This is a genomic window from Pseudomonas sp. IT-P100 (assembly GCF_949767185.1).
GTDB lineage: Bacteria > Pseudomonadota > Gammaproteobacteria > Pseudomonadales > Pseudomonadaceae > Aquipseudomonas > Aquipseudomonas fluorescens_B.
Genome location: NZ_CATKQK010000057.1, coordinates 20,648 through 45,382 on the forward strand (window position 1 = coordinate 20,648; position 24,735 = coordinate 45,382).

25 protein-coding genes are annotated in these 24,735 nt (G+C 59.2%); 16 read left to right on the top strand and 9 right to left on the bottom strand.

The features are described from left to right. Window positions 1-42: 42 nt before the first annotated feature. A complete protein-coding gene (locus tag ACM6IQ_RS26920) occupies window positions 43-1,119 on the top strand; it encodes an aminopeptidase (RefSeq protein ID WP_414880275.1) in 1,077 nt (358 codons plus the stop codon). Between the two features lie 118 nt (window positions 1,120-1,237). Here the strand turns inward: ACM6IQ_RS26920 and ACM6IQ_RS26925 are convergent, their stop codons facing one another. Together ACM6IQ_RS26925 and ACM6IQ_RS26930 are read right to left on the bottom strand one after the other, a co-directional pair. After that, window positions 1,238-1,888: an HAD family hydrolase gene (locus tag ACM6IQ_RS26925; protein ID WP_414880276.1), complete on the bottom strand. Its 651-nt coding sequence runs from the start codon at window positions 1,886-1,888 to the stop codon at window positions 1,238-1,240. A gap of 27 nt (window positions 1,889-1,915) precedes the next feature. Beyond that, window positions 1,916-2,461 (bottom strand): gamma carbonic anhydrase family protein, encoded by a 546-nt coding sequence (locus ACM6IQ_RS26930; protein ID WP_414880277.1) that lies wholly within the window; start codon window positions 2,459-2,461, stop codon window positions 1,916-1,918. Window positions 2,462-2,523: 62 nt separating this feature from the next. On the opposite strand from ACM6IQ_RS26930, the gene prlC reads away from it, so the two are divergent. Then, complete coding sequence (prlC, locus tag ACM6IQ_RS26935) at window positions 2,524-4,602, top strand: oligopeptidase A (RefSeq protein ID WP_414880278.1); 2,079 nt, start codon at window positions 2,524-2,526, stop codon at window positions 4,600-4,602. Beyond that, window positions 4,599-4,886 (top strand): YheV family putative zinc ribbon protein, encoded by a 288-nt coding sequence (locus ACM6IQ_RS26940; RefSeq protein WP_017341786.1) that lies wholly within the window; start codon window positions 4,599-4,601, stop codon window positions 4,884-4,886. The genes prlC and ACM6IQ_RS26940 overlap by 4 nt, the downstream gene beginning before the upstream one ends. Before the next feature lie 45 nt (window positions 4,887-4,931). Here the strand turns inward: ACM6IQ_RS26940 and ACM6IQ_RS26945 are convergent, their stop codons facing one another. Both ACM6IQ_RS26945 and ACM6IQ_RS26950 read right to left on the bottom strand, forming a co-directional pair. After that, window positions 4,932-5,573 carry a tyrosine-protein phosphatase gene (locus tag ACM6IQ_RS26945; protein WP_031319209.1) on the bottom strand — a complete coding sequence of 214 codons (642 nt, stop codon included), beginning with the start codon at window positions 5,571-5,573 and terminating at the stop codon, window positions 4,932-4,934. A gap of 203 nt (window positions 5,574-5,776) precedes the next feature. Then, window positions 5,777-6,079, bottom strand: a complete 303-nt coding sequence (locus tag ACM6IQ_RS26950) for a hypothetical protein (RefSeq protein WP_031319208.1) — start codon at window positions 6,077-6,079, stop codon at window positions 5,777-5,779. Window positions 6,080-6,310: 231 nt separating this feature from the next. Here ACM6IQ_RS26950 and ACM6IQ_RS26955 point away from each other — a divergent pair, with 231 nt between their 5' ends. The 3 genes from ACM6IQ_RS26955 (at window position 6,311) to ACM6IQ_RS26965 (ending at window position 9,962) form a co-directional block, all read left to right on the top strand. Next, complete coding sequence (locus ACM6IQ_RS26955; RefSeq protein WP_414880279.1) at window positions 6,311-7,369, top strand: PA0069 family radical SAM protein; 1,059 nt, start codon at window positions 6,311-6,313, stop codon at window positions 7,367-7,369. Window positions 7,370-7,613: 244 nt separating this feature from the next. Beyond that, the gene (locus ACM6IQ_RS26960; RefSeq protein WP_017341781.1) at window positions 7,614-8,345 is read left to right on the top strand and encodes a carbonic anhydrase; all 732 of its coding nucleotides are present in this window, start codon (window positions 7,614-7,616) and stop codon (window positions 8,343-8,345) included. A gap of 90 nt (window positions 8,346-8,435) precedes the next feature. After that, on the top strand, window positions 8,436-9,962 hold the full coding sequence (locus tag ACM6IQ_RS26965) for a SulP family inorganic anion transporter (protein ID WP_414880280.1): 1,527 nt from the start codon (window positions 8,436-8,438) through the stop codon (window positions 9,960-9,962). A 122-nt stretch (window positions 9,963-10,084) separates the two neighbouring features. Here ACM6IQ_RS26965 and ACM6IQ_RS26970 read toward each other — a convergent pair whose 3' ends face one another. Then, complete coding sequence (locus ACM6IQ_RS26970) at window positions 10,085-10,735, bottom strand: hypothetical protein (protein ID WP_017341779.1); 651 nt, start codon at window positions 10,733-10,735, stop codon at window positions 10,085-10,087. Between the two features lie 370 nt (window positions 10,736-11,105). Here ACM6IQ_RS26970 and coxB point away from each other — a divergent pair, with 370 nt between their 5' ends. From coxB to ACM6IQ_RS26990, 4 genes are all read left to right on the top strand, one after another. Next, window positions 11,106-12,233 carry a cytochrome c oxidase subunit II gene (gene coxB / locus ACM6IQ_RS26975; protein WP_017341778.1) on the top strand — a complete coding sequence of 376 codons (1,128 nt, stop codon included), beginning with the start codon at window positions 11,106-11,108 and terminating at the stop codon, window positions 12,231-12,233. 82 nt (window positions 12,234-12,315) lie between these two features. Further along, the gene (gene ctaD, locus ACM6IQ_RS26980; RefSeq protein WP_017341777.1) at window positions 12,316-13,905 is read left to right on the top strand and encodes a cytochrome c oxidase subunit I; all 1,590 of its coding nucleotides are present in this window, start codon (window positions 12,316-12,318) and stop codon (window positions 13,903-13,905) included. 165 nt (window positions 13,906-14,070) lie between these two features. Then, entirely contained in the window at window positions 14,071-14,622 is a 552-nt protein-coding gene (locus ACM6IQ_RS26985; protein WP_017341776.1) for a cytochrome c oxidase assembly protein, read from the top strand. 25 nt (window positions 14,623-14,647) lie between these two features. Next, a complete protein-coding gene (locus ACM6IQ_RS26990; protein ID WP_017341775.1) occupies window positions 14,648-15,535 on the top strand; it encodes a cytochrome c oxidase subunit 3 in 888 nt (295 codons plus the stop codon). Window positions 15,536-15,538: 3 nt separating this feature from the next. Here the strand turns inward: ACM6IQ_RS26990 and ACM6IQ_RS26995 are convergent, their stop codons facing one another. Further along, window positions 15,539-15,742: a twin transmembrane helix small protein gene (locus ACM6IQ_RS26995; protein WP_008152470.1), complete on the bottom strand. Its 204-nt coding sequence runs from the start codon at window positions 15,740-15,742 to the stop codon at window positions 15,539-15,541. Between the two features lie 70 nt (window positions 15,743-15,812). On the opposite strand from ACM6IQ_RS26995, the gene ACM6IQ_RS27000 reads away from it, so the two are divergent. Genes ACM6IQ_RS27000 through ACM6IQ_RS27020 form a run of 5 tightly spaced genes read left to right on the top strand, consistent with a single transcriptional unit; the run spans window position 15,813 to window position 19,715 of the window. Further along, a complete protein-coding gene (locus ACM6IQ_RS27000; protein ID WP_017341774.1) occupies window positions 15,813-16,553 on the top strand; it encodes an SURF1 family protein in 741 nt (246 codons plus the stop codon). Further along, on the top strand, window positions 16,519-17,112 hold the full coding sequence (locus ACM6IQ_RS27005) for a hypothetical protein (protein ID WP_031319206.1): 594 nt from the start codon (window positions 16,519-16,521) through the stop codon (window positions 17,110-17,112). The genes ACM6IQ_RS27000 and ACM6IQ_RS27005 overlap by 35 nt, the downstream gene beginning before the upstream one ends. 10 nt (window positions 17,113-17,122) lie before the next feature. Then, entirely contained in the window at window positions 17,123-18,196 is a 1,074-nt protein-coding gene (locus ACM6IQ_RS27010; RefSeq protein ID WP_017341772.1) for a COX15/CtaA family protein, read from the top strand. Then, window positions 18,184-19,083, top strand: coding sequence for a heme o synthase (gene cyoE, locus ACM6IQ_RS27015; protein WP_017341771.1), 900 nt, complete (start codon window positions 18,184-18,186; stop codon window positions 19,081-19,083). The genes ACM6IQ_RS27010 and cyoE overlap by 13 nt, the downstream gene beginning before the upstream one ends. Then, a complete protein-coding gene (locus tag ACM6IQ_RS27020) occupies window positions 19,080-19,715 on the top strand; it encodes an SCO family protein (protein WP_017341770.1) in 636 nt (211 codons plus the stop codon). Before cyoE ends, ACM6IQ_RS27020 begins: the two co-directional genes overlap by 4 nt. An 85-nt stretch (window positions 19,716-19,800) precedes the next feature. Here ACM6IQ_RS27020 and ACM6IQ_RS27025 read toward each other — a convergent pair whose 3' ends face one another. Genes ACM6IQ_RS27025 through ACM6IQ_RS27035 form a run of 3 tightly spaced genes read right to left on the bottom strand, consistent with a single transcriptional unit; the run spans window position 19,801 to window position 22,309 of the window. Further along, entirely contained in the window at window positions 19,801-20,571 is a 771-nt protein-coding gene (locus ACM6IQ_RS27025; protein WP_084317508.1) for a MetQ/NlpA family ABC transporter substrate-binding protein, read from the bottom strand. A gap of 56 nt (window positions 20,572-20,627) precedes the next feature. After that, a complete protein-coding gene (locus tag ACM6IQ_RS27030) occupies window positions 20,628-21,302 on the bottom strand; it encodes a methionine ABC transporter permease (protein ID WP_008002212.1) in 675 nt (224 codons plus the stop codon). Next, on the bottom strand, window positions 21,302-22,309 hold the full coding sequence (locus tag ACM6IQ_RS27035) for a methionine ABC transporter ATP-binding protein (RefSeq protein WP_017341768.1): 1,008 nt from the start codon (window positions 22,307-22,309) through the stop codon (window positions 21,302-21,304). Before ACM6IQ_RS27035 ends, ACM6IQ_RS27030 begins: the two co-directional genes overlap by 1 nt. A gap of 265 nt (window positions 22,310-22,574) precedes the next feature. On the opposite strand from ACM6IQ_RS27035, the gene katE reads away from it, so the two are divergent. Beyond that, window positions 22,575-24,713 (top strand): catalase HPII, encoded by a 2,139-nt coding sequence (katE, locus tag ACM6IQ_RS27040; protein ID WP_414880281.1) that lies wholly within the window; start codon window positions 22,575-22,577, stop codon window positions 24,711-24,713. The last annotated feature ends 22 nt before the right edge of the window (window positions 24,714-24,735 follow it).

Below are 24,735 nucleotides of genomic sequence, written 5' to 3' on the forward strand. Positions count from 1 at the left end.
CGGGATAGTCTTGCGGGCAGACTCTCCAGGGATGATTTTATTTTGATCAGGCCGCTTCCAAGCCTTGGGTTACTTGATCGCGTTTTGCGCGTTTTGTTTCCGGGTGTGTTGTTTTTGTTGCTCAACGGCTGCGCCAGCTTCAGCTATTACGGCCAATTGGCCAGTGGTCAGCTGCAATTGCTGCGGGCTCGGGAACCGGTTACCGAGGTGATTGCCGACCCTGCTCGCGATCAGAAGCTGCGTGCGCATCTGGCCCAGTCGCAAAAGGCAAGAACGTTCGCCAGCCAGCATCTGCATCTGCCGGATAACCAGAGCTACCGCTTGTACGCTGACATTGGCCGCCCGTTCGTAGTCTGGAACGTGTTCGCCACGCCGGAATTTTCCCTCACACCGCAAAACCATTGTTTCCCCATCGCCGGTTGCGTGGCCTATCGCGGCTATTACAGCCAGAGCGCGGCCCGTGGCGAGGCAGCATTGCTGCGACTGCAAGGTATGGACGTGTCGATCGGCGGTGTCGAGGCCTATTCGACGCTCGGCTGGTTCAACGATCCGATCATCAGTTCGATGATGGGTTGGGGCGATGAGCGGTTGGCGACCTTGATCTTCCATGAGTTGGCGCATCAGCGTTTTTATGTGAAGGACGACACCGAGTTCAACGAGTCTTTCGCCACGTTCGTGGAACAGGAAGGCACTCGGCAGTGGCGTGCCCATCGCGGGTTGGCGCCGGACAATGGCGCCCTGGCGCAGCGGCGGGATCAGTTTATTCAGTTGGTGCTGGACACTCGTACGCGGCTTGAACAGCTATACGCACAGCCGCTGGCCAGCGAGCTGATGCGTCAACGCAAAGCAGCCGAGTTCGAGCGGTTGCGCACCGAATACCGGCAGTTACGCGATAGCCAATGGACGGGTGACAAACGCTACGACGCCTGGATCAACGCACCGATGAACAACGCCCGGTTGTTACCGTTTGGTTTGTACGACCAATGGGTACCGGCGTTTGCGGCGTTGTTCAGGCAAGTGGATGGGGATTGGGTGAAGTTTTATGCAGCGGTAGAGAAGCTGGGTGCATTGCCCGTTGGTGAGCGTAAGACAGCGCTAAAAAAACTGACGGGCACGTAATTCTGTGGCGAGGGAGCTTGCTCCCGTTCGGCGGCGAAGCCGTCGCAGTGGCGTTCTTGCCGATCTTGGGGCCGCTACGCGACCCAACGGGCGCAAGCACCCTCGCCACATTTGAGTGTCAGTGCCGCAAAAACGCCTGATGCATCTCATCCAGCGTTTCAAAGTGATACGTCGGCGCTTCTGCGCTCAACTCTTCCCGGCTGCCAAAACCATAACCCACCGCCGCGGCATCCAGTCCGTTGCTGCGCGCGCCGATGAGGTCGTGTTTGCGATCGCCGATCATCAGGGTGTTCGCCGGGTCCAGGTTTTCTTCGGCCATCAGGTGGGCAATCAGCTCGACCTTGTTGGTCCGCGTGCCATCCAGTTCGCTGCCGTAAATGACTTTGAAGTGTTTGGCGAAGTCGAAGTGCCGGGCGATTTCCCGGGCGAAGACCCACGGCTTGGAGGTCGCGATGTACAGCTGGCGCCCTTGCCCTCCGAGGGTTTCCAGCAGCGGCGTAACGCCATCGAATACGCGGTTTTCATACAGGCCGGTAACCTTGAAGCGCTCGCGATAGAAACTCACCGCCTCCCAGGCTTTGGGTTCGTCGAAGTCGTAGAACTGCATGAACGCCTGCAACAACGGCGGGCCGATGAAATGTTCGAGTCGGGTCAGGTCGGGCTCGTCAATTCCCAGCTTGCTCAGGGCAAACTGGATTGAGCGGGTGATGCCCTCCCGCGGATCGGTCAGGGTGCCATCAAGGTCGAACAAAATGGTTTGGTAATGCATGTTGAATCCTGAATATGGGCGTCGAGGTCAGATCTGGTCGTAGCCTTCAGCCAGATGCAGATCCTTGAGCTTCACGTAATTCGCCGCGCTGTAGGTGAAAAAGGCTCGTTCCTTGTCAGTCAGCGGACGGATCTGTTTCACCGGGCTGCCGACATACAGAAAGCCGCTGGCCAGGCGTTTGCCCGGCGGAACCAGGCTGCCGGCGCCGATGATCACATCGTCGTCGACCACAGCGCCGTCCATGACGATGCTGCCCATGCCAATCAGCACCCGACTGCCCACGCTGCATCCGTGAAGCATGACTTTGTGCGCGATGGTCACGTCATCACCGATCAAACACGCAAAGCCATCAGGGTTGAACGGCCCGGCGTGGGTGATGTGCAGCACGCAGCCGTCCTGCACGCTGGTGCGTGCGCCAATACGGATGCGGTGCATGTCGCCACGGATCACCGTCAGCGGCCAAACGGAGCTGTCATCGCCGATTTCGACGTCGCCGATCACCACCGCCGAACTGTCGACAAAAGCGCCTTTGCCCAGCAGTGGCGTGTGGTTCTGATACTTGCGAAGGGTCACGATAGGGTTTCTCTCTGTTGCCGATAGCTGCGGTGAGCGTCGATTGTAATTAAGATGGCGGCATGTTTCTTCCAGCCAAGGTGCCAACCGTGAGCGTGAACAACCCTCTTCTGCAGTCCTACGACCTGCCTCCGTTCTCGGCGATCCGTGCCGAACACGTGCAACCGGCCATTGAACAGATCCTGGCTGACAACCGCGCCGCGATTATCGAGATCCTCAAAACCCAGGGCAAACAACCGACCTGGGCCGGCCTGGTGCTGGCGATGGACGAACTCAACGATCGTCTGGGCGCTGCCTGGAGCCCGGTCAGCCACCTGAATGCCGTGTGCAACAGCGCCGAATTGCGCGAAGCCTACGAATCCTGCCTGCCCGCCCTGAGTGCCTACTCTACCGAGCTGGGCCAGAACCGCGAATTGTTCGAGGCCTTCGAAGCCTTGGCCAGCAGCCCGGAAGCCGCCGGTTTCGACGTGGCGCAAAAAACTATCCTGGAACACTCCCTGCGTGACTTCCGTCTGTCGGGTATTGATCTGCCAGAAGCCGAGCAACAGCGTTACGCCCAAGTGCAAAGCAAATTGTCAGAGCTGGGCAGCCGCTTCTCCAACCAGCTGCTCGATGCGACCCAAGCCTGGACCAAGCACGTTACCGACGAAGCGGCCCTCGCCGGCCTGACCGATTCGGCCAAGGCGCAAATGGCCGCCGCTGCCCAGGCCAAGGGGCTGGAAGGCTTCCTGATCACCCTGGAATTCCCGAGCTACTACGCGGTGATGACCTACGCACACGACCGAGCCCTGCGCGAAGAAGTCTACGCTGCCTACTGTACCCGTGCGTCGGACCAAGGCCCGAATGCCGGTCAGAACGATAACGGCCCGGTGATGGAAGAAATTCTCGACCTGCGTCAGGAGCTGGCAAAACTCTTGGGCTTCGCCAGCTTCTCGGAGCTGAGCCTGGCCACCAAAATGGCCGAATCCAGCGATCAGGTGCTGAGTTTCCTGCGCGACCTCGCCAAACGCAGCAAGCCGTTCGCCGTCCAGGATCTGGAACAGCTCAAGGCCTATGCTGCCGAACAAGGCTGCCCGGACCTGCAAAGCTGGGACAGCGGTTTCTACGGTGAAAAACTCCGCGAACAACGTTACAGCGTTGCCCAGGAAGCCCTGCGCGCCTACTTCCCGATTGATAAAGTGTTGAGCGGCCTGTTCGCCATCGTTCAACGTCTGTACGGCATCGAAATCGCCGAGCAAAAAGGCTTCGACACCTGGCACCCGGACGTTCGCCTGTTCGAGATCAAGGAAAATGGCCAGCATGTCGGCCGCTTCTTCTTCGACCTTTACGCCCGCGCCAACAAGCGCGGCGGCGCCTGGATGGACGGCGCCCGCGACCGTCGCCGCACCGCTGAAGGCGCACTGCAAAACCCGGTGGCCAATCTGGTGTGCAACTTCACACCGGCCGACAGCGGCAAGCCTGCGTTGCTGACCCACGACGAAGTGACCACCCTGTTCCACGAATTCGGTCACGGCCTGCATCACCTGTTGACCCGCGTCGAACACGCGGGCGTCTCCGGCATCAACGGCGTGGCGTGGGATGCGGTCGAGCTGCCAAGTCAGTTCATGGAAAACTGGTGCTGGGAGCCGGAAGGCCTGGCGCTGATTTCCGGTCATTACGAAACCGGTGAGCCACTGCCCCAGGATCTGCTGGAAAAAATGCTCGCGGCGAAGAACTTCCAGTCCGGCCTGATGATGGTGCGCCAGCTGGAATTCTCGTTGTTCGACTTCGAACTGCATGCCACCCACGGCGATGGCCGCAGCGTGCTGCAAGTGCTCGAAGGCGTGCGCGACGAGGTCTCGGTCATGCGCCCGCCGGCTTACAATCGCTTCCCGAACAGCTTCGCCCACATCTTCGCTGGCGGCTACGCGGCGGGTTACTACAGCTACAAATGGGCAGAAGTGCTGTCCGCCGACGCGTTCTCGAAGTTCGAAGAGGACGGCGTGCTCAATGCCGAAACCGGTCGCGCCTTCCGCGAAGCGATCCTGGCCCGCGGCGGTTCTCAGGAACCGATGGTGCTGTTCGTCGACTTCCGTGGCCGTGCGCCGTCGATTGACGCACTCTTGCGCCACAGCGGCCTGAGTGAGGACGCAGCAGCATGAGTGAGGCGCCTGTGAAGACGAAAAAACGCTTCATCGCCGGGGCGGTCTGCCCGGCGTGCAGCGAGCCGGACAAGTTGATGATGTGGAACGAAGACGACGTCCCGCACCGCGAGTGCGTGGCCTGCGGGTATTCAGACACGTTGAATGAACAAGGCCTGTCCGTCCCCAAGGAATTGGGAACGCGGGTCAATGTTTCGGCGCTGAAGGTACCGGACGCCAAGGTTCAGGCCGTACAGTTTTTCCCGAACCCGAAGCTGAAGAAAAAGCCTGACGAACAGCACTGAGTCCAGTGATCACCTCCCACAGCGCAATGCCGTGGGAGGTGCTGTTTACTCGACATGGGCGGACTTGAACCAGTTTTTCATCGAACACGCAGCGAACGGGCTCGTGCTGCACTCCCCGTTGGCCAGCGCTGTGCGCAGCTTCTCGGCATCGGCCTGCATCATGTAACGAACACCGTCCCTGAAGTGTGTGCTGTCACCAAAGCCGCCCTGAGTCATCTCGCTCAGGGCGTCCTCCTTGCTCCATCCCTGCACAACCACCCGGTACATGGCGGCCATCAGGCCAGTACGGTCCGAGCCGTGTTTGCAATGCATCAGCACCGGGCCTTTGGCTTCGGCGCTCTGAATGGCACGAAGGGCCGTGAGGACTTGCGCATCATCCACGTGATTGGTGCGGTAGGGCAGTTGCACCTGTTCGATACCGGGTGTGGCCAGCCAGCTTGAATCGGACTCGGGCAGGAAGTTGATCACCGTGGCGACCTTGAGTTTTGCCAACAAGGGAACGGCTCCGCGATCGGGTAATGCGCTGCGGTAGAGAGTCGGGGACATCTGGAAAAGGTTGTACTGAACCCCGACCGGTTGAGCCCACTCCGCAGGACGGGGCACGACTGTCTCATCAGCGTGAGCAAACGTCAGGTTGAACAGTGCAACCAGCGACAAACACATCGCAGGAATAAGGCGTGGGGACATGCTTGACGACCGTATTGGGAGGCGGGGTGACGACGCCACAATGAGCGTCGAGCGGTCAAAGGTCCGTGAGCCATCTGTCAAAGAATCGTGAATCCGCTCCCTTTGAATTTGTGCTTTCCAACAATACCTGCGACGGCTGATTCAACTCGCACTTCACAACTAAACCTGCGCGGCACTCTCACAGGTTTAGTGAGTAACCAGGCTTACGGATTGACGATACTGGAATAAGCTTTGGCCAGAGCCAGCAGTTTTTCCTTGTCGTCGCTGTCGATATCGCCGTCACCGTCCACATCACTTTTGACTTTTTTGATATCGAACGAACGACCGCCATCAACTGAAGTTGCAGTCATGTAGACAGAATCCACCAGGGCCTCGGTCTGCACTTCATTTTCGGCATCAAAACCCAATTCCATACGGGCAAGCTGTATTGAAACGAGCGTGTTTGGTTCCGAAGCACTTGGCTGCATAAGTTGTAAAAAGATACCGCGCTGATTAAAAATCGACATTAATGAAATCCATTTAATTAATTAAGACACGAAACTTCGTGCGAGACGGATACTACTTATTAATTTAGTCTCCAAGCTATTCGTCATATGTTTCCCGGAATGTCACCAGGTTGAACTCGCCGGCCAACTTCATTGCCAAGAAGTTTCCTGCCCTGTCGGAGTGCCGAACGGCACTGGCCGGCTCGTTCATCCTTCGATACTGTATGCACATACAGCAAAGAGTATTGATCGATGAGCACTCCCTTGCCTCCCCGCGGACGCGGCACCGCCACCAACCCGCACAACCGCTTCGCCCCGAACCACTCAGTGGCGGAGGACGATGGCTGGTATCAGGAAGCGCCGATGACCCAGGGCACCGAGGTGCGCATCGAGACCGCGAAAACCATCATTACCCGCAACAACTCGCCGGACCTGCCCTTCGATCGTTCGATCAATCCCTATCGCGGTTGCGAGCACGGCTGCATCTATTGCTATGCACGACCCAGCCACGCTTATTGGGACATGTCACCGGGGCTGGATTTCGAAACAAAACTGATTGCCAAGACCAATGCCGCCGATGTGCTGGAGGAGCAACTGTCCAAACGCGGCTATCAGTGCGCACCGATCAACCTGGGCTCCAACACCGATCCATACCAGCCCATCGAACGGGAACACAAGATCACCCGCAAAACCCTGGAAGTGCTGCTGCGTTACCGTCACCCGGTGACGATCATCACCAAGGGCTCGCTGATTCTGCGCGACCTGGACCTGCTGGCTGAACTCGCCGAACAACGGCTGGTAGCGGTGATGATCAGCCTGACCACCCTGGACGATGAACTCAAACGCATCCTCGAACCCCGCGCCGCTGCGCCCAAGGCCCGTCTGCGGGCGATCCGCGTAATGCGCGAGGCCGGGATTCCGGTGGGCGTTCTGTGTTCACCGATGATTCCAATGATCAACGACAGCGAGCTCGAAAGCCTGCTGACCGAGGCGCAGGCGGCCGGAGCACAAAGTGCGGCCTACATGATGTTGCGCCTGCCGCTGGAAGTGGCACCGTTGTTCGAGGAATGGCTGGCGGCCCACTATCCTCAAAGAGCAGCCCATGTGTTGAGTCTGATTCGCCAGAGCCGCGGCGGTGAACTGTATGACAGTCGGTTCGGCACCCGAATGCGTGGCGAAGGTCCGTTTGCCGATCTGTTGGCGCAGCGCTTTGCCAAAACCATCAAACGCCTGGGGCTCAATCGACGGGAAGGTTTCAATCTGGATTGCGACGCCTTTTGTCCGCCGGGTCGCCAGATGTCGTTGATTTGAGGACAATTGGCCTATGGTTGAGTAGTAGGAAACGTGCGACATAATTAGCCTGGTCACATTTTTTGTAACCTGTAACGCACGTTCTAGAGCAGTTGATTCAGTTTGAGTTAAGTTTCGGCAGCTACCTTGTTCATCGAGTGACTGACGGGTCGAGATTTCCGACCTGGATGTTTTTTAAACAGCCACTGGCTTCACACCGGACAAAACGGGAAAATTCCCTGACTCCGCCAATGAGGATGAATTCATGAGTGACAAGGATAAACAGCCGTTGGCTGCGTCGGCTTCAGCCCAACCCGAGGCGGAAACCGCCGATGCAGCGTTGAAGCATATCGTTGATGGTTTTTTGCATTTTCATCATGAGATCTTTCCGCAGCAGGAAGAGCTCTTCAAAAAACTCGCCACCGCCCAACAGCCAAGGGCGATGTTCATTACCTGCGCCGACTCGCGCATCGTGCCCGAACTGATCACCCACAGTTCGCCTGGCGATCTGTTCGTGACTCGCAACGTCGGCAACGTCGTACCGCCTTATGGCCAAATGAACGGTGGTGTTTCCACCGCCATCGAGTACGCGGTGCTGGCGCTGGGCGTGCAACACATCATCATCTGCGGCCACTCCGATTGTGGCGCGATGCGTGCCGTGCTCAATCCCGACAGCCTGGAAAAGATGCCCACGGTCAAAGCCTGGCTGCGGCATGCGGAAGTCGCGAAATCCATGGTGCACGACAACTGCAACTGCACCGACGAAAACGAAACAATGCACATCCTCACCGAAGAGAATGTCATCGCCCAACTGCAGCACCTGCGTACTCATCCCTCGGTAGCCTCGCGCATGGCGAACGGTCATCTGTTCATCCATGGCTGGGTCTATGACATCGAAACCAGCGCAATCAAAGCTTATGACGCCGATCAGGGGCGTTTCCTGCCGCTCGATGGCAGCCATCCGATTCCGGTGGCGACGCCCAAAGCGCGCTTCTAAATCTTCCTAAAAATCTGTGTGGTTTGACCCTGGCCGCTGTTTCAGCGGCCAGGCCACGCCATGCCTGAAGAAATCTTCGGGAGAATCACCATGCGTGCTGCGCAACTCAAAGCTGTTCTGCCACGGGAGCTGCTCGCTTCAGTGGTTGTGTTTCTGGTCGCCCTGCCCTTGTGCATGGGCATTGCCATCGCTTCGGGATTACCGCCGGCCAAAGGCCTGATCACCGGCATCATCGGTGGTCTGGTCGTGGGTTGGCTCGCGGGGTCGCCCCTGCAAGTCAGCGGTCCGGCGGCGGGTCTGGCTGTTCTGGTGTTCGAACTGGTGCGCCAGCACGGCATCGCCATGCTCGGGCCGATTCTGCTGCTGGCGGGGTTTCTGCAATTGGTGGCCGGACGTTTGAAACTGGGCTGCTGGTTTCGGGTAACAGCGCCGGCGGTGGTTTACGGCATGCTCGCCGGGATTGGCGTGCTGATCGTATTGTCACAGGTGCATGTGATGCTCGACGCCGTGCCCAAACCGTCGGGGCTGGATAACCTGGCGGCCTTTCCGGCTGCCGTGGCGCAAGCCTTGCCTTCTTTTGGTTGGCAGGCCGGCCTGCTCGGGCTCGCAACCATAGCGGTGATGTACCTGTGGGAAAAATTGCGCCCGCATTCCCTGCGCTTCATTCCGGGAGCGCTCCTGGGTGTAGGCCTGGCGACTGTCGCCAGCCTGATGCTCGCCTTGCAGGTCAAACGCGTGGAGGTCCCGGCCAATCTGGCGGAAGCCATCGACTGGCTGAAACCGGCGGACTTGCTCAATCTTGCTGATCCGACCTTGCTGATCGCGGCCTTTGCTGTCGCCTTCATCGCCAGTGCCGAAACCCTGCTGTCTGCCGCTGCGGTAGACCGCATGCACAGCGGTCAACGCTCGGACTTCGACCGGGAACTCTCGGCACAAGGCGTCGGCAACATGCTCTGCGGCCTGCTCGGTGCGTTGCCCATGACCGGCGTGATCGTGCGCAGCTCGGCCAATGTGCAGGCTGGCGCCACCACACGACTGTCGACGATATTCCATGGCCTATGGCTGCTGGCGTTCGTGTTGCTGCTGTCCAGCGTGCTGCAGAGCATTCCGGTGGCAAGTTTGGCGGGTGTGCTGGTTTACACCGGTTTCAAACTGGTCGACCTCAAGGCCTTCCGCAGTCTGGGCCGTTATGGCCGGATGCCGATGTTCACCTACGCCGCGACAGCGCTGGCGATTGTCTTCACCGACTTGTTGACCGGCGTCCTGATCGGCTTCGGCCTGACCCTGGCCAAACTGGCGTGGAAAGCCTCGCGGTTGAAGATCAGCCTGATCGATCTGCCCAAGGACGGTGAAATGGAGTTGCGCTTGATCGGGGCTGCGACCTTTCTCAAGGTGCCGGCGTTGACTCAGGTGCTGGGGACCATTCCCGCCGGTGCAACGGTGCATGTGCCGCTCAATAACCTGAGCTATATCGATCACTCGTGCCTGGAGTTGCTTGAAGAATGGGGTCGGGCCAATGCGGCCAAGGGTTCGACGCTGTTGATTGAAGCGCGGGGGTTGAAGCGCAGGCTTGAAGGGCGGTTGCGGACTACCACCGGAGTAGGTTCTACGGCCTGAACATAGACAATGTGGGAGCGGGCTTGCTCGCGAAGGCGCTGAGTCAGTCGACATTAATGTTGAATGACCCACCGCCTTCGCGAGCAAGCCCGCTCCCACAGGGGTTTGGTTTTTCAGTTGGATCAGGCGGCGGGCTGATCCAGCTCCAGCCCTACGCCCAACCGGCGTGACATGCACGGCCAGCGCTTCCACGCAGCACCGGTATCGGGGCTGCTGAGTTTCTCGCGATAGGCTTCCACCGACTCCAGCGCAAAGCTTTCATCGTTGAGCATCTCGTCCACGGCGTGATGCACCGCCTCATCCAGTTGGTTGGCAAATTCCTCACCGATCAGTTGGTGAGCAATCAGGTTGGCGACAGTCATGTCCAATGGGATCAGTGGCTGGCCAAAGTGCTTGATGTACAGGTCGTTGACCTCTTCGACAAACCGATGCGCCAGATAGGCTTCGTCCAGCAGGCTGTCGAGCCCGATGTGACCCGCCATGATGGTCGGCGGCTGAAGGAAGTACTGCTCGGCAATTTTCAGCACCGGTTTGATCTGTGACTCGATACCCGCTTCCCTGGCGACTTCATTGGCTGCATCCAGCAGATCAGGAACTTCATCGATGTAGGCGGCGACAAAACGCGTCAACACGCCGTTGGCATCCGCCTCCGGCAATTGGATCGTTGGGTGTAGATGAGGCAGTTTGCTTTCCAGCTGACGCGTCAACAGGCCGGTCTCGGCCTCGTGTTGTTGGGCTTTTTGGATCTGCTCGCGCAATGCGGCGGTGTTCATGAAAACTCCAGGAAACAAAGGCAATGAAATAGGGAAGACATAACTTAGCTTGCATACGAAAAAGGCTAAGACGCATTTGTCATAATTGTTTCATCCTTGAGACATCACAGTTATATCCATTTGCCACCACTCGTCTGCATCCTTCTCCATTCGGGACCTTGAACGCAAGTCCCAGCTGTTTCAGATCATTTACGCCGTCACGTTGCGAGGTGGCAGTCGCTGTCTATACTCGGGTGGGAATGGAGTTAGCTGATGACGCCCGACTGCACACGCAGCAAGGCCCGGCGATTCAAGTTCGTAGTCTGAAATGCCGCTCCCTTGCCGCAGGTGAAAGCCGGCGGGATAACAAGAACGATAAGGGGAACCCGCAATGATGCGACATCCACACGTCTGGATGGGCCTCCTGTTGTGGTCGATTTTCGGTCAGGCGCACGCCGCCTGGACTGTGAATATGGCGCCGGGAGCGACTGAAATCAGTCACGCAGTATTTGACCTGCACATGACCATTTTCTGGATCTGTGTAGTGATCGGCATCATCGTCTTCGGCGCCATGTTCTGGTCGATGATCCTCCACCGTCGCTCGACCGGGCAGGTGGCCGCAAAATTTCATGAAAGCACCACCGTCGAAATCCTCTGGACCATCGTGCCCTTCGTGATCCTGGTGGCCATGGCGGTTCCTGCCACGGCGACCCTGATCAAGATGTACGACGCCAGTGAGCCGGATATCGATATCCAGGTCACCGGTTATCAGTGGAAGTGGCATTACAAATACCTGGGTCAGGACGTCGAGTTCTTCAGCAACCTGGCCACGCCCGCCGACCAGATTCACAACAAGGAAACCAAGGGCGAGCACTACCTGCTGGAGGTCGACAAGCCACTGGTGCTGCCGATTGGCGCCAAGGTGCGCTTCCTGGTGACCTCCGCCGACGTTATCCACTCCTGGTGGGTGCCGGCCTTCGCGGTCAAGCGCGATGCGATTCCGGGGTTCGTCAATGAAGCCTGGACCCGCATCGACAAACCTGGCATCTACCGCGGGCAGTGCGCCGAGTTGTGCGGCAAGGACCACGGTTTCATGCCGATCGTGGTCGAGGTCAAGGAAAAGGCGGATTACGAAAAATGGCTGGGCGAGCGCAAGGCCGAGGCCATGCAGCTCAAAGAGCTGACCAGCAAGGAATGGACCCTCGACGAGCTTAAAGAGCGTGGCGACAAGGTTTATCACACCACTTGCGTGGCCTGTCACCAGGCCGAAGGCCAAGGCTTGCCGCCGATGTTCCCGGCACTCAAGGGCTCGAAAATCGCCACCGGCCCAATCAAGGATCACTTGGGCATTGTCTTCCACGGCAAGCCTGGCACCGCCATGGCGGCGTTCGGCAAGCAGCTCTCGGAAGTCGATATCGCGGCGGTCGTGACCTACGAACGTAACGCCTGGGGCAACAACAAAGGCGACATGGTCACTCCTAAAGAAGTGCTGGAGCTGAAACAGGCGGAAAGCCAATGACCCGGCCTATTGCGCAACCAAGGAACCGGTCGGGGCAGCGCGCCCCGGCCTGCCCAGCCCATCTGTTTGCAGGAGACACGCCATGAGCGCCGTCATTGATGATCATGGTCATGCTACCGATCACGCCCACGGCCCTGCCAAAGGTCTGATGCGCTGGGTGCTGACCACCAACCACAAGGATATCGGCACGCTGTACCTGTGGTTTGCGTTCTCCATGTTCCTCTTGGGCGGTACGTTCGCGATGGTGATTCGCGCCGAACTGTTCCAGCCGGGGTTACAGATCGTCCAGCCGGAATTCTTCAATCAGATGACCACCATGCACGGTCTGGTGATGGTGTTCGGTGCGGTAATGCCGGCGTTCGTCGGCCTCGCCAACTGGATGATCCCGCTGATGATCGGCGCACCGGACATGGCCCTGCCGCGGATGAACAACTTCAGCTTCTGGCTGCTGCCGGCGGCGTTCATCCTGCTAGTGTCGACCCTGTTCACCCCCGGTGGCGGGCCGAACTTCGGCTGGACGTTCTACGCCCCGCTTTCGACGACCTACGCGCCGGAAAGCGTGACGTTCTTCATCTTCGCCATCCACTTGATGGGGATCAGTTCGATCATGGGCGCGATCAACGTGATCGCGACCATCCTCAACTTGCGCGCCCCCGGCATGACGCTGATGAAAATGCCGTTGTTCGTCTGGACCTGGCTGATCACCGCATTCCTGCTGATTGCGGTGATGCCGGTGCTGGCCGGTTGCGTGACGATGATGCTGATGGACATTCACTTCGGCACCAGTTTCTTCAGTGCCGCCGGTGGCGGTGATCCGGTGTTGTTCCAGCACGTGTTCTGGTTCTTCGGTCACCCTGAGGTGTACATCATGATCCTGCCGGCCTTCGGTGCCGTCAGCTCGATCATTCCGGCCTTTTCGCGCAAGCCGCTGTTTGGCTACACCTCGATGGTTTATGCCACGGCCAGTATCGCGTTCCTGTCGTTCATCGTCTGGGCGCACCACATGTTCGTGGTCGGCATTCCGCTGGTGGGCGAGCTGTTCTTCATGTACGCCACGCTGCTGATCGCGGTGCCCACCGGAGTGAAGGTGTTCAACTGGGCGAGCACCATGTGGCAAGGCTCGCTGACCTTCGAGACGCCGATGCTGTTCGCGGTGGCGTTCGTGATCCTGTTTTCCATTGGCGGGTTCTCAGGGTTGATGCTGGCCATCGCCCCGGCAGACTTTCAGTACCAGGACACCTACTTCGTGGTCGCGCATTTCCACTATGTGCTGGTGCCAGGTGCAATCTTCGGGATTTTCGCGTCGGCCTACTACTGGCTGCCGAAATGGACCGGCCACATGTACGACGAAACCCTCGGCAAGCTGCACTTCTGGCTCTCGTTCATCGGCATGAACATGGCGTTCTTCCCGATGCACTTCGTGGGGCTGGCGGGCATGCCGCGGCGGATTCCGGACTACAACCTGCAATTCGCCGACTTCAACATGGTGTCGTCGATCGGCGCGTTCATGTTCGGTGCCACGCAGATCTTCTTCCTGTTCATCGTGATCAAGACCATCCGCGGCGGCCCGCCAGCACCGGCCAAACCGTGGGATGGAGCGGAAGGCCTGGAGTGGAGCATCCCGTCACCGGCGCCGTATCACACGTTCACCACGCCGCCGGAAGTGAAATGAACACCTTCGCCCCTGTAGGAGCGAGCCTGTGTGGCGAGGGAGCTTGCTCCCGCTCGGCTGCGAAGCAGACGCAAAACTTTTGGGGCCGCTTCGCGACCCAGCGGGAGCAAGCTCCCTCGCCACAAAGGCCCACTCCTATCGGGTCATGCGTAGAGGCTGGATCCCATGGCTGACTCGATTTCGATGAAGAAGCTGGTCACCCGCCTGCTGCTGGTAGTGGTGGCGATGTTTATTTTCGGGTTTGCCCTGGTGCCGATCTACGACGTGATGTGCAAGGCATTCGGCATCAATGGCAAGACTGGCGGCCAGTATGAGGGCGAACAAACCGTCGATACCTCGCGGCAGGTCCGCGTGCAGTTCCTGTCGACCAACTCGGCTGACATGTCCTGGGATTTCTACCCCAAGAGCGACGAGCTGACGGCCAACCCGGGGGCGGTGAACGAGATGATCTTCATCGCGCACAACCCCACTGACAAGCCGATGAGCGCGCAAGCGGTGCCGAGCATCGCGCCGAGCGCCGCGGCGGCGTATTTCCACAAGACCGAATGTTTCTGCTTTACCCAGCAAGTGCTGCAGCCCGGTCAACGGATCGAGATGCCGGTACGTTTCATCGTTGACCGTGACATGCCCAAGGATGTGAAGCACCTGACGCTGTCCTACACGCTGTTCGATATCACCGCCCGACATCCACCGGTGGCTGTAAATACTGGCGGCTGAGCGTGCCCGATAAGGAGAACAATAAATGGCAACTCATGAACATTATTACGTTCCGGCCCAGAGCAAATGGCCAATCATCGCCACGGTCGGGATGTTCGTCACCGTGTTCGGCCTGGCCACCTGGTTCAACGATCTGAAAGCGGCGCGGCCGGAATCCCACGGCCCGCTGATTTTTTTCGTCGGCGGCCTGCTGCTGGCGTACATGCTGTTCGGCTGGTTCGGCACGGTCATCAAGGAAAGTCGCGGCGGCTTGTACAGCGCGCAGATGGACCGCTCGTTCCGCTGGGGCATGAGCTGGTTCATTTTCTCGGAGGTGATGTTCTTTATCGCGTTCTTCGGTGCGCTGTTTTACGTGCGCCACGTTTCCGGTCCGGCCCTCGGCGGTGAAGGTCCCAAAGGCATCGCACATATGCTCTGGCCGAACTTCGAATTCGTCTGGCCATTGCTGAACAACCCTGATTCCAAACTGTTTCCGCCGCCGAAGGAAGTTATCAGTCCCTGGGGCTTGCCGCTGATCAATACCATTCTATTGGTGAGCTCCAGCGTCACCGTGACCATCGCCCACCACGCCTTGAAAAAAGGCCACCGCGGCGCATTGAAAATCTGGCTGGCGATCACCGTGTTGCTGGGCTGCGCGTTCCTCGGTTTTCAGGCCGAAGAGTACCTGCATGCTTACCACGAACTGGGCCTGACCCTGGGTTCGGGCATCTACGGCGCGACGTTCTTCATGCTCACCGGTTTCCACGGCGCTCACGTGACTATCGGCACCATCATTCTCTTCGTGATGCTGATGCGGGTCATGCGTGGGCATTTCGATAACGAGCACCAGTTTGGCTTCGAGGCGGCGAGTTGGTACTGGCACTTCGTGGACGTGGTGTGGATCGGACTGTTCGTTTTCGTCTACGTGCTCTGAGGCTTACCAGGGCACATGCGACACCAGCTGGCCGCTGAAAAAACCCCAGGCGATCAAGCCGACGGTGATGGCGGCCAGGGCAACACGAACACTCAAGGCAATGACGAGGCGGTTCGAGCTGCTGTCGTCCTTGACCAGAAAAAACAGGCCGCTGAACAGGCTGACAACCGTGGCAATCAGCATCAGGACGATGGCTGCTTTGAGCATGGTGGGACTCCGGGGGAAAGGCGATGCACTTGAGTATAGCTATCGCGACTACCGACTTTCTGGCGAAGCCATGAAGCGCTTTCGGCCGGGCATCGTACCGACGCTGGTGGTCGCGCTCCTGCTGCCGCTGCTGGTCTCGCTCGGCTTCTGGCAACTGAGCCGGGGCGCGGAGAAAAGCGCGTTGCTGCACACCTATGCCGAGCGCCGTGCCGCCGCGCCGATGGCCAGCACCGAGCTGCAACACACCGAAGATCCGGCGTTTCGCCGGGTTCGCCTGCACGGCCAGTTCGATGCGGCGCACAGCCTGTTGCTGGATAACCGCCAGCGCGACGGCAAAGTCGGCGTCGAGCTGCTGCAACCGTTTCAGGAGCAGGCGACCGGACTGTGGCTGCTGGTCAATCGCGGCTGGCTGCCGTGGCCGGACCGGCGCACACCGCCGCAATTCACCACGCCGACTCAGGCCTTGAGCCTGGATGCCTGGGTCTACGTCTCGCCCGGCGCGACCTTTCAATTGCAGGCCGATCCGAGCACCACCACCTGGCCTCGATTAGTCACCGCGGTCGAACCTTCCAAGCTCTGGGCGGCGCTGGACCGTGACGGGTTCGCCTACGAATTACGCGCAGAAACCGGCCCCGCGTCCTACCAGGCCGATTGGCCGGTAGTGGCCATGGGGCCGGAAAAACACATCGCTTATGCCGTGCAGTGGTTCGCCATGTCGATCGCCCTGCTCGGCCTCTACGTCTATCTCGGTTGGCACAACGCAAAGGAGAAACACCATGGGAGCGGCCATGAATCCACCCAGCATGTCTGAGGCGAAAACGCCGGCGAACCGGCGCAAGGGTCGCTTGCAGCTGCTGCTGATCCTGCTTGGGGTGATCGGTCCGATGATCCTCGCCACCGGCATGTACAAGTTGCAGTTCTGGGTGCCGGAAGGTCGCAGCTATCACGGCGAGCTGATCGGCAACGGCCAGACCCGCGCCGACCTTGGCGTGCAGGCGCAGGAGGACCGCTGGCAATTGCTGGTCACCGCGCCCAAGGAGTGTTCGGTTGATTGCCAGCAGTTGGTGTATCTGGCGCGACAAGTCCAGATCGGCCTTGGCCGTGATGCCGGGCGCGCCAGTCACGCCCTGGCTGCCGCGCAACCGCTGAACAGCGACTACGACGCCAAGCTGACCCGCGAATACCCGCAGTTGCAGCGTTATCCCATGGACCTGACCACATTCAGCAAGACCACTGGCGATCAAACCGTGCCGCAGCTGTGGATCATCGACCCGCACGGCAATCTGGTGCTGCGCTACGACCCAACCGTGAAAGGCAAGGACTTGCTCAATGACCTGCGCCATTTGCTGAAACTGTCGAACATCGGATAAGGGCATCGTCATGGCCAAACCTGGATTTCGCCTCGCGCTGTTTGCCACCTTGCTGGCACTGATCGTGGTGTTGCTCGGTGCCTACACCCGCCTGACCCACGCCGGCCTCGGTTGCCCGGACTGGCCGGGCTGCTACGGCTTTATCAGCGTGCCGAAAAGCGAAGCCCAGCTGGCTCATGCCGAACTGCATTTTCCCGATGCCCCGGTCGAGGCGCACAAGGGCTGGAACGAAATGGTCCACCGCTACTTTGCCGGCACACTGGGGTTGCTGATTTTGGTACTGGCCGGGCGCGCCTGGGTGCATCGTCGGCATCCGGGGCAACCGGTGAAGCTGCCATTGTTCCTGTTGGCGGTGGTAATCGCCCAAGCGGCGTTCGGCATGTGGACAGTAACGCTCAAGCTTTGGCCACAAGTGGTGACCGGGCATTTGCTCGGGGGTTTCGCAACGTTGAGCCTGTTGTTTCTGCTGACCTTGCGCCTGTCCGGCGTACTGCCGGCGCTGACGGTGCCGCGGCGTTTGCAGTACTGGGCGACGGCCGGATTGCTGTTGGTGATCCTGCAAATCGCCCTCGGTGGCTGGGTCAGCTCCAACTACGCGGCGGTGGCTTGCATCGACTTTCCGACCTGTCACGGGCAATGGCTGCCGCCCGCTGATTTCGCCAACGGCTTTCATCTGACCCAACACATCGGCCCCAATTACCTGGGCGGGCAGCTCGACAGCGATGCGCGCACGGCGATTCACCTGACTCACCGCATTGGCGCGCTGTTGGTGACGCTGGTGCTGTTCGGTCTGGCGTGGCAACTGAAAGTCGTCGGCATGACACGCCTGGCGGGCCTGGTGCTGATTGCTCTCGCCGCACAGATCACCCTCGGCATCAGCAACGTGCTGTTTCACCTTCCGCTGCCGGTGGCTGTCGCGCATAACGCCGGCGGCGCAGCGCTGTTGCTGACAATGGTGCTGGTCAATTACCACGCCCGGACCAGTCTGGTTCGGGTCAAACAACCGACGCGCTGGCGCTTCAGCCCGCGCAAACACTCAGCCGGGCCCATAACAATAAAAGGAGAGATGCCATGGCGACTCTGATCGGCGCACGTCACAGCCAGGCGATCTGGCGTGACTACCTGGAGCTGACCAAGCCGAAAGTGGTGGTGCTGATGCTCATCACCTCGCTGGTCGGCATGTTCCTCGCGACCCGCGCCGGGGTGCCATGGACGGTGCTGGTGTTCGGCAATCTGGGGATCGCGTTGTGTGCCGGCGGGGCGGCGGCGGTCAATCATGTGGTGGACCGGCGGATCGATGCGGTGATGGCGCGCACACACAAACGGCCCTTGGCCGAAGGCCGGGTGTCACCGAAGGCTGCGCTGACATTTGCATTGGTGCTGGCGGTGCTGGGTCAGGCGTTGTTGCTGGCGTTCACCAATCCACTGACGGCGTGGCTGACCCTGGCTTCCCTGCTCGGTTACGCCGTGGTCTATACCGGTTTCCTCAAACGCGCGACGCCACAGAACATCGTCATCGGCGGCCTGGCCGGTGCCGCCCCGCCGCTGCTCGGCTGGACCGCAGCCACCGGTCACGTCAGTGCCGAACCGCTGCTGCTGGTGCTGATCATCTTCGCCTGGACCCCGCCGCACTTCTGGGCGCTGGCGATCCATCGCAAAGAGGAATACGCCAAGGCCGATATTCCGATGCTGCCGGTGACCCATGGCGAGCACTACACGAAAATTCATATCCTGCTTTATACCTTCGCGTTGCTGGCCGTCAGCCTGATGCCGTACGTGATTCACATGAGCGGCGTCCTCTACCTGATTTGCGCCGTCGGGCTTGGCGCGAGGTTCCTGCAATGGGCCGTCGTGCTGTACCGTGGCACTCGGCCGCACGCGGCGATCAGCACGTTCAAGTACTCTATCTGGTACTTGTTCCTGCTGTTTATCGCGCTGCTCGTAGACCACTACCTACTGTTGAACCTATGACTCGAACCCAGAAAACCGTCTTCATCCTTGTCGCCCTGATCGCGCTGGTCCTGGGCCTGACCATCAACAAAGTGCTGTCCGGCAAAGGCCAGGGTGACCCTACGGCACTGATCGACGCCGGGATTATCCTGTTGCCGCAAAGCCGCAACCTGCCGGACGTGACGATGACCGATCAGGACGGCAAACCGGTGGCGGTCAATGCGTTGAAAGACAAGTGGTCGTTGCTGTTCTTCGGCTACACCTTCTGCCCGGACATCTGCCCGACCACCCTCGCCCAGCTGCGCCAGATCAAGAGCGAATTGCCGCCGGAGGCTGTGGATAAATTGCAGATCATCCTGGTAAGCGTCGATCCGAACCGCGATACACCCAAGCAGCTCAAGCAATACCTGGGTTACTTCGACCCGCAGTTTCAAGGGCTGACGGCGGCCTCGGTCGAGGACATTCAGAAGCTGGCCAACGCGGTGAGCATTCCGTTCATTCCGGCGGACACCAGCAAGCCGAATTACACGGTTGATCACAGCGGCAACCTGGCGGTGATCGGGCCGGACGGGACGCAGCGCGGGTTCATCCGGGCGCCGTTGAACAACGCCAAGTTGGTGGCGCAGTTGCCGGTGATGCTTAACCGCAAATAACACCCGGCTCCTGCAGGGTCCGTGTTTCAGGCATAAAAAAATGGGGCGCATTTGAATGCGCCCCATTTTTCGTTACAGCTTCAGATCAGAACGCCGGCACTACCGCGCCTTTGTACTTCTCGAGAATGAAGGCTTTCACTTCCGGGCTGTGCAGCGCGGCAACCAGCTTCTTCATGTCTTCGCTGTCCTTGTCGTCCGGACGGGCAACGAGGATGTTCACGTACGGCGAGTCGCTGCCTTCGATAACCAGCGCATCCTTGGCCGGATCAAGCTTGGCTTCCAGCGCGTAGTTGGTGTTGATCAGCGCCAGGTCGACCTGGGTCAGTACGCGCGGGAGGGTCGCGGCTTCCAGTTCGCGGAATTTCAGGTCCTTGGTGTTCTCGGTGATGTCCTTGACGGTCGACAGGATGTTGTTCGAATCCTTCAACTTGATCAGGCCAGCCTTCGCCAGCAGCAACAGCGCGCGGCCGCCATTGGTGGCGTCGTTAGGGATCACTACGTTGGCGCCGCCCGGCAGTTCGGTCAGCGCTTTGTACTTGCTCGAATAAGCGCCCAAGGGTTCCAGGTGCACACCGGCCACGGAAATCAGGTTGGTGCCCTTGGCCTTGTTGAACTCATCGAGGTACGGCTGGTGCTGGAAGAAGTTGGCATCCAGGCGTTTCTCGGCCACTTGCACGTTCGGCTGGATGTAGTCGGTGAAGACTTTGACTTTCAGGTCCACGCCTTCCTTGGCCAGGGCCGGTTTCACGAATTCGAGGATTTCTGCGTGCGGGACCGGGGAGGCCGCAACGGTCAGGGTGCCGGCGTGGGCGGAAAAAGCTGCAACAGCAGCGAACGCGACGAGTAGTTTTTTCATTCAGCAAACTCCTTGTGAGGCGCATGGCGCCTGCCAGCGAATGGCCGGCTCATGACTTATTTACGCGAGAAGTGTACGACCAGCTTATCGCCAACGGTTTGCAACACTTGAACCAGAACCAGCAGCAATACCACGGTGACGACCATCACATCGGTCTGGAAACGCTGGTAGCCAAAACGGATCGCCAGGTCACCCAGACCACCCGCACCCACCACGCCGGCCATCGCCGTGTACGACACCAGTGTAATAGCTGTCACCGTAATCGCCGCGAAGATGCCCGGGCGGGCTTCTGGCAGCAAGGCATTGGTGATGATCTGACGTGTCGTCGCGCCCATGGCCTGTGTCGCTTCGATGATGCCGCGATCCACCTCACGCAGGGCGGTTTCCACCAGTCGTGCGAAGAACGGCGTGGCACCCACCACCAGCGGAGGAATTGCACCGGCAACACCTAGCGAAGTGCCGGTGATCAACACGGTGAACGGAATCATCACGATCAGCAAAATGATGAAGGGCAGCGAACGCAGAATGTTCACCACCAGCGACAACATTGCGTATACGCCTTTGGCTTCCAGCAACTGACGCGGGCTGCAAAGGAACAACAGCACGCCTAGCGGAAGGCCCAGCAGCACGGTGAACAACAGCGAACCGCCGAGCATCAGCAGGGTATCGCCAGTGGCCAGCCAGATTTCGAACCAGTCGATATTGGCGAAGAAACTTGTCAGGGCTTCCATCAGCGCAGCACCTCCATGTGGACATCAGCCGCGGTGAAGCGGGCAAACGCCGCCTCCATGTCGCCGCCGGTGACCGCCAGGGTCAATTGCCCGTAGGGGATGTCTTTGATGCGGTCGATACGACCGGCCAGGATGCTGTAGTCCACGCCCGTTTCCCGAGCGACAGTCCCCAGCAATGGCGCGTAGGTCGCTTCGCCCTGGAAGGTCAGGCGCACGATACGGCCTGGCACGTGAGCAAAATCGTCGCGCTGTTCGCTTTCGTCGATCTGCTCGTCTTCCTGCACGAAACGCTTGGTAGTCGGGTGCTTGGGATGCAGGAACACCTCGGCCACCGAACCTTGCTCGACGATCACACCCGCGTCCATGACCGCAACCTGGTCACAGACGCGACGGATCACATCCATCTCGTGGGTGATCAGGACGATGGTCAGCTTCAGCTCGCGGTTGATCTCGGCCAGCAATTGCAGGACCGACGCTGTGGTCTGCGGGTCCAGGGCGCTGGTGGCTTCATCGCACAGCAGGATTTTCGGCTTGGTGGCCAGCGCACGAGCAATCCCGACGCGCTGCTTTTGGCCGCCGGACAACTGCGCCGGGTACTTTTTGGCGTGATCGGACAAGCCAACCCGCGCCAGCAACTCGGCCACACGCTGGTCGATCTCGCTGCGCGACAATTCGCCCGCAAGGGTCAGCGGCAACGCGACGTTGTCGGCAACGGTCTTGGACGCCAGCAGGTTGAAGTGCTGGAAAATCATCCCGACCTGCTGACGAAAACGTCGCAGGCTGTTGGCGTCGAGCGCCGTGACTTCTTCGCCGTCGACGATGATCTTGCCGCCACTGGAGTTCTCCAGGCGATTGATCAGACGCAGCAGAGTACTTTTTCCCGCACCGGAATGACCGATCAGGCCGAAGACCTGACCGTTTTCAATCGTCAGACTGGTCGGGTGCAGGGCGGGAATATCCTTACCGGCGACGCGGTAGGTTTTATGGACGTTTTGAAACTCGATCACGTAGCGAACCTTGTGGGGCGCGTTAGAAAAGGATCAGCGGTTAGCCGGGCGCGCATTTTAGCCTGTCCGTATAGAGGTTATTAGCATTTATTCCGCATTCAACCTTTCATTTGGCAATAACGCGATCAAAGGTCATAAAAAAGGAACGGCTAAAAACCCCATCAGTCACTAATAAGGCAACTCGAAAACGCCCCCCGGTGCCGTGCCTGGGGAATACATAAGAGTCCTGGCTACGGCAGGAATCGCAACGAGGAGTTAACGACTGATGAGTACTAAAAAGCCTGCCGCACCTAAAAGCGCAATGGCCGGGACCGACACACTGGACCGCGGCAACACCAATGCCAAGCTCGACAGCCTGGAAAAATTTCGCTCCGACGCCACCGAACAGGCCCTGCGCACTAACCAGGGCGTGAAGGTTTCGGACAATCAGAACACGTTGAAAGTCGGCGCCCGCGGGCCATCGTTGCTGGAAGATTTCATCATGCGTGAAAAGATCACGCACTTTGACCATGAACGGATCCCGGAGCGCATCGTCCATGCCCGGGGCACTGGGGCTCATGGTTTTTTCCAGACCTATGAAAACCATTCCGTACTGACCAAGGCCGGTTTCTTACAGGACCCGGGTAAGAAAACCCCGGTCTTCGTACGATTTTCCACAGTGCAAGGCCCGCGCGGGTCAGGCGATACCGTGCGCGATGTACGCGGTTTCGCCGTGAAGTTCTTCACCGACGAAGGCAACTTCGACTTGGTGGGGAACAACATGCCGGTGTTTTTCATACAGGACGCGATCAAGTTTCCTGACTTCGTTCACGCGGTAAAACCGGAGCCACACAACGAGATTCCTACGGGCGGTTCGGCGCACGACACCTTCTGGGACTTTGTCTCGCTGGTTCCGGAATCAGCGCACATGGTGATGTGGGCAATGTCCGACCGAGCGATCCCGAAAAGCCTGCGCAGCATGCAGGGCTTTGGCGTGCACACATTCCGGCTGATCAACGCCGAGGGCAAATCACGCTTCGTCAAATTCCACTGGCGCCCTTCCGCCGGGACCTGCTCGCTGGTCTGGGATGAAGCCCAGAAGCTCGCCGGTAAAGACACCGACTACCACCGCCGCGATCTCTGGGAATCAATCGAGATGGGCGATTACCCGGAATGGGAATTGGGCGTACAGGTCGTCGAGGAGGAAAACGAACATGCCTTCGATTTCGACATTCTCGACCCGACCAAAATCATTCCCGAGGAAATCGTACCCATCACCCCACTGGGCAAAATGGTGCTCAACCGTAACCCGGACAACTTTTTCGCCGAAACCGAGCAGGTCGCTTTCTGCCCGGGGCACATCGTGCCGGGGATCGATTTCTCCAACGATCCGTTGCTGCAAGGTCGGTTGTTTTCCTACACCGATACGCAAATCAGCCGACTCGGCGGGCCGAATTTTCACGAGATCCCGATCAACCGTCCGGTCGCCCCCTTCCATAATGGCCAACGGGATGCGATGCACCGCACCACCATCGACAAGGGTCGCGCGTCCTACGAGCCGAATTCCATCGACGGTGGCTGGCCGAAGGAAACACCGCCCGCCGCGCAGGATGGAGGTTTCGAGACGTATCCAGAGCGCATCGATGCCAACAAGATCCGCCAGCGCAGCGAGTCGTTCAGCGATCACTTTTCTCAAGCGCGACTGTTCTTTCACAGCATGAGCAAACACGAGCAGGAACACATCATTGCGGCCTACAGCTTTGAGCTGGGCAAGGTTGAGCGGGAATTTATCCGTGCGCGCGAAGTGAATGAGATCCTTGCCAACATCGACCTGGAACTGGCCAAGCGTGTGGCGCAGAACCTTGGCTTGCCGGCACCGAAGGCCGGGACGGTCGATGTACCGAAAATATCCCTGGACCGTTCACCCGCCCTGAGCCAGGCCAATTTGTTGCCCGGCGATATCAAAACCCGAAAAGTCGCGATTCTGGCGGCCAACGGTGTCGATGGCGTTGCAATCGATGCCATGAAGAAAGCGCTGAAAGCTGAAGGCGCGCACGCCAAGTTGCTCGGCCCGACGTCCGCCCCGGTGACAACGGCCGATGGCAAGTCGCTGCCGGTGGATGCCTCCATGGAAGGCATGCCATCCATCGCCTTCGATGCGGTCTTTGTGCCAGGTGGCGCGGCATCCATCAAAGCGTTGAGCGGTGATGGCGTGGCGCTGCATTACGTGCTGGAGGCGTATAAGCATTTGAAGGCTATCGCGCTGCAAGGCGAGGCCAAGCAACTGCTGGATATGTTGAAACTGGAAGCTGATGCGGGGTTGATCGTGGGGACGGACGCGAAGTTGATCAAAGCGTTTTTCGCGGCGATCGGGCAGCATCGGGTTTGGGATCGGGAACCTAAGGCCAAGGCGATTCCGGCTTAGGTTGTGAATCAATAGCAAGGAC

Bases quoted from the DNA above. Each gene is read 5' to 3' on its own strand.
- ACM6IQ_RS26925 (WP_414880276.1), bottom strand. From the start codon at position 1,888: ATGCATTACCAAACCATTTTGTTCGACCTTGATGGCACCCTGACCGAT.
- prlC (WP_414880278.1), top strand. From the start codon at position 2,524: ATGTTTCTTCCAGCCAAGGTGCCAACCGTGAGCGTGAACAACCCTCTT.
- ACM6IQ_RS26940 (WP_017341786.1), top strand. From the start codon at position 4,599: ATGAGTGAGGCGCCTGTGAAGACGAAAAAACGCTTCATCGCCGGGGCG.
- ACM6IQ_RS26945 (WP_031319209.1), bottom strand. From the start codon at position 5,573: ATGTCCCCACGCCTTATTCCTGCGATGTGTTTGTCGCTGGTTGCACTG.
- ACM6IQ_RS26950 (WP_031319208.1), bottom strand. From the start codon at position 6,079: ATGTCGATTTTTAATCAGCGCGGTATCTTTTTACAACTTATGCAGCCA.
- ACM6IQ_RS26955 (WP_414880279.1), top strand. From the start codon at position 6,311: ATGAGCACTCCCTTGCCTCCCCGCGGACGCGGCACCGCCACCAACCCG.
- ACM6IQ_RS26960 (WP_017341781.1), top strand. From the start codon at position 7,614: ATGAGTGACAAGGATAAACAGCCGTTGGCTGCGTCGGCTTCAGCCCAA.
- ACM6IQ_RS26965 (WP_414880280.1), top strand. From the start codon at position 8,436: ATGCGTGCTGCGCAACTCAAAGCTGTTCTGCCACGGGAGCTGCTCGCT.
- ACM6IQ_RS26970 (WP_017341779.1), bottom strand. From the start codon at position 10,735: ATGAACACCGCCGCATTGCGCGAGCAGATCCAAAAAGCCCAACAACAC.
- coxB (WP_017341778.1), top strand. From the start codon at position 11,106: ATGATGCGACATCCACACGTCTGGATGGGCCTCCTGTTGTGGTCGATT.
- ctaD (WP_017341777.1), top strand. From the start codon at position 12,316: ATGAGCGCCGTCATTGATGATCATGGTCATGCTACCGATCACGCCCAC.
- ACM6IQ_RS26985 (WP_017341776.1), top strand. From the start codon at position 14,071: ATGGCTGACTCGATTTCGATGAAGAAGCTGGTCACCCGCCTGCTGCTG.
- ACM6IQ_RS26990 (WP_017341775.1), top strand. From the start codon at position 14,648: ATGGCAACTCATGAACATTATTACGTTCCGGCCCAGAGCAAATGGCCA.
- ACM6IQ_RS26995 (WP_008152470.1), bottom strand. From the start codon at position 15,742: ATGCTCAAAGCAGCCATCGTCCTGATGCTGATTGCCACGGTTGTCAGC.
- ACM6IQ_RS27000 (WP_017341774.1), top strand. From the start codon at position 15,813: ATGAAGCGCTTTCGGCCGGGCATCGTACCGACGCTGGTGGTCGCGCTC.
- ACM6IQ_RS27005 (WP_031319206.1), top strand. From the start codon at position 16,519: ATGGGAGCGGCCATGAATCCACCCAGCATGTCTGAGGCGAAAACGCCG.
- ACM6IQ_RS27010 (WP_017341772.1), top strand. From the start codon at position 17,123: ATGGCCAAACCTGGATTTCGCCTCGCGCTGTTTGCCACCTTGCTGGCA.
- cyoE (WP_017341771.1), top strand. From the start codon at position 18,184: ATGGCGACTCTGATCGGCGCACGTCACAGCCAGGCGATCTGGCGTGAC.
- ACM6IQ_RS27020 (WP_017341770.1), top strand. From the start codon at position 19,080: ATGACTCGAACCCAGAAAACCGTCTTCATCCTTGTCGCCCTGATCGCG.
- ACM6IQ_RS27025 (WP_084317508.1), bottom strand. From the start codon at position 20,571: ATGAAAAAACTACTCGTCGCGTTCGCTGCTGTTGCAGCTTTTTCCGCC.
- ACM6IQ_RS27030 (WP_008002212.1), bottom strand. From the start codon at position 21,302: ATGGAAGCCCTGACAAGTTTCTTCGCCAATATCGACTGGTTCGAAATC.
- katE (WP_414880281.1), top strand. From the start codon at position 22,575: ATGAGTACTAAAAAGCCTGCCGCACCTAAAAGCGCAATGGCCGGGACC.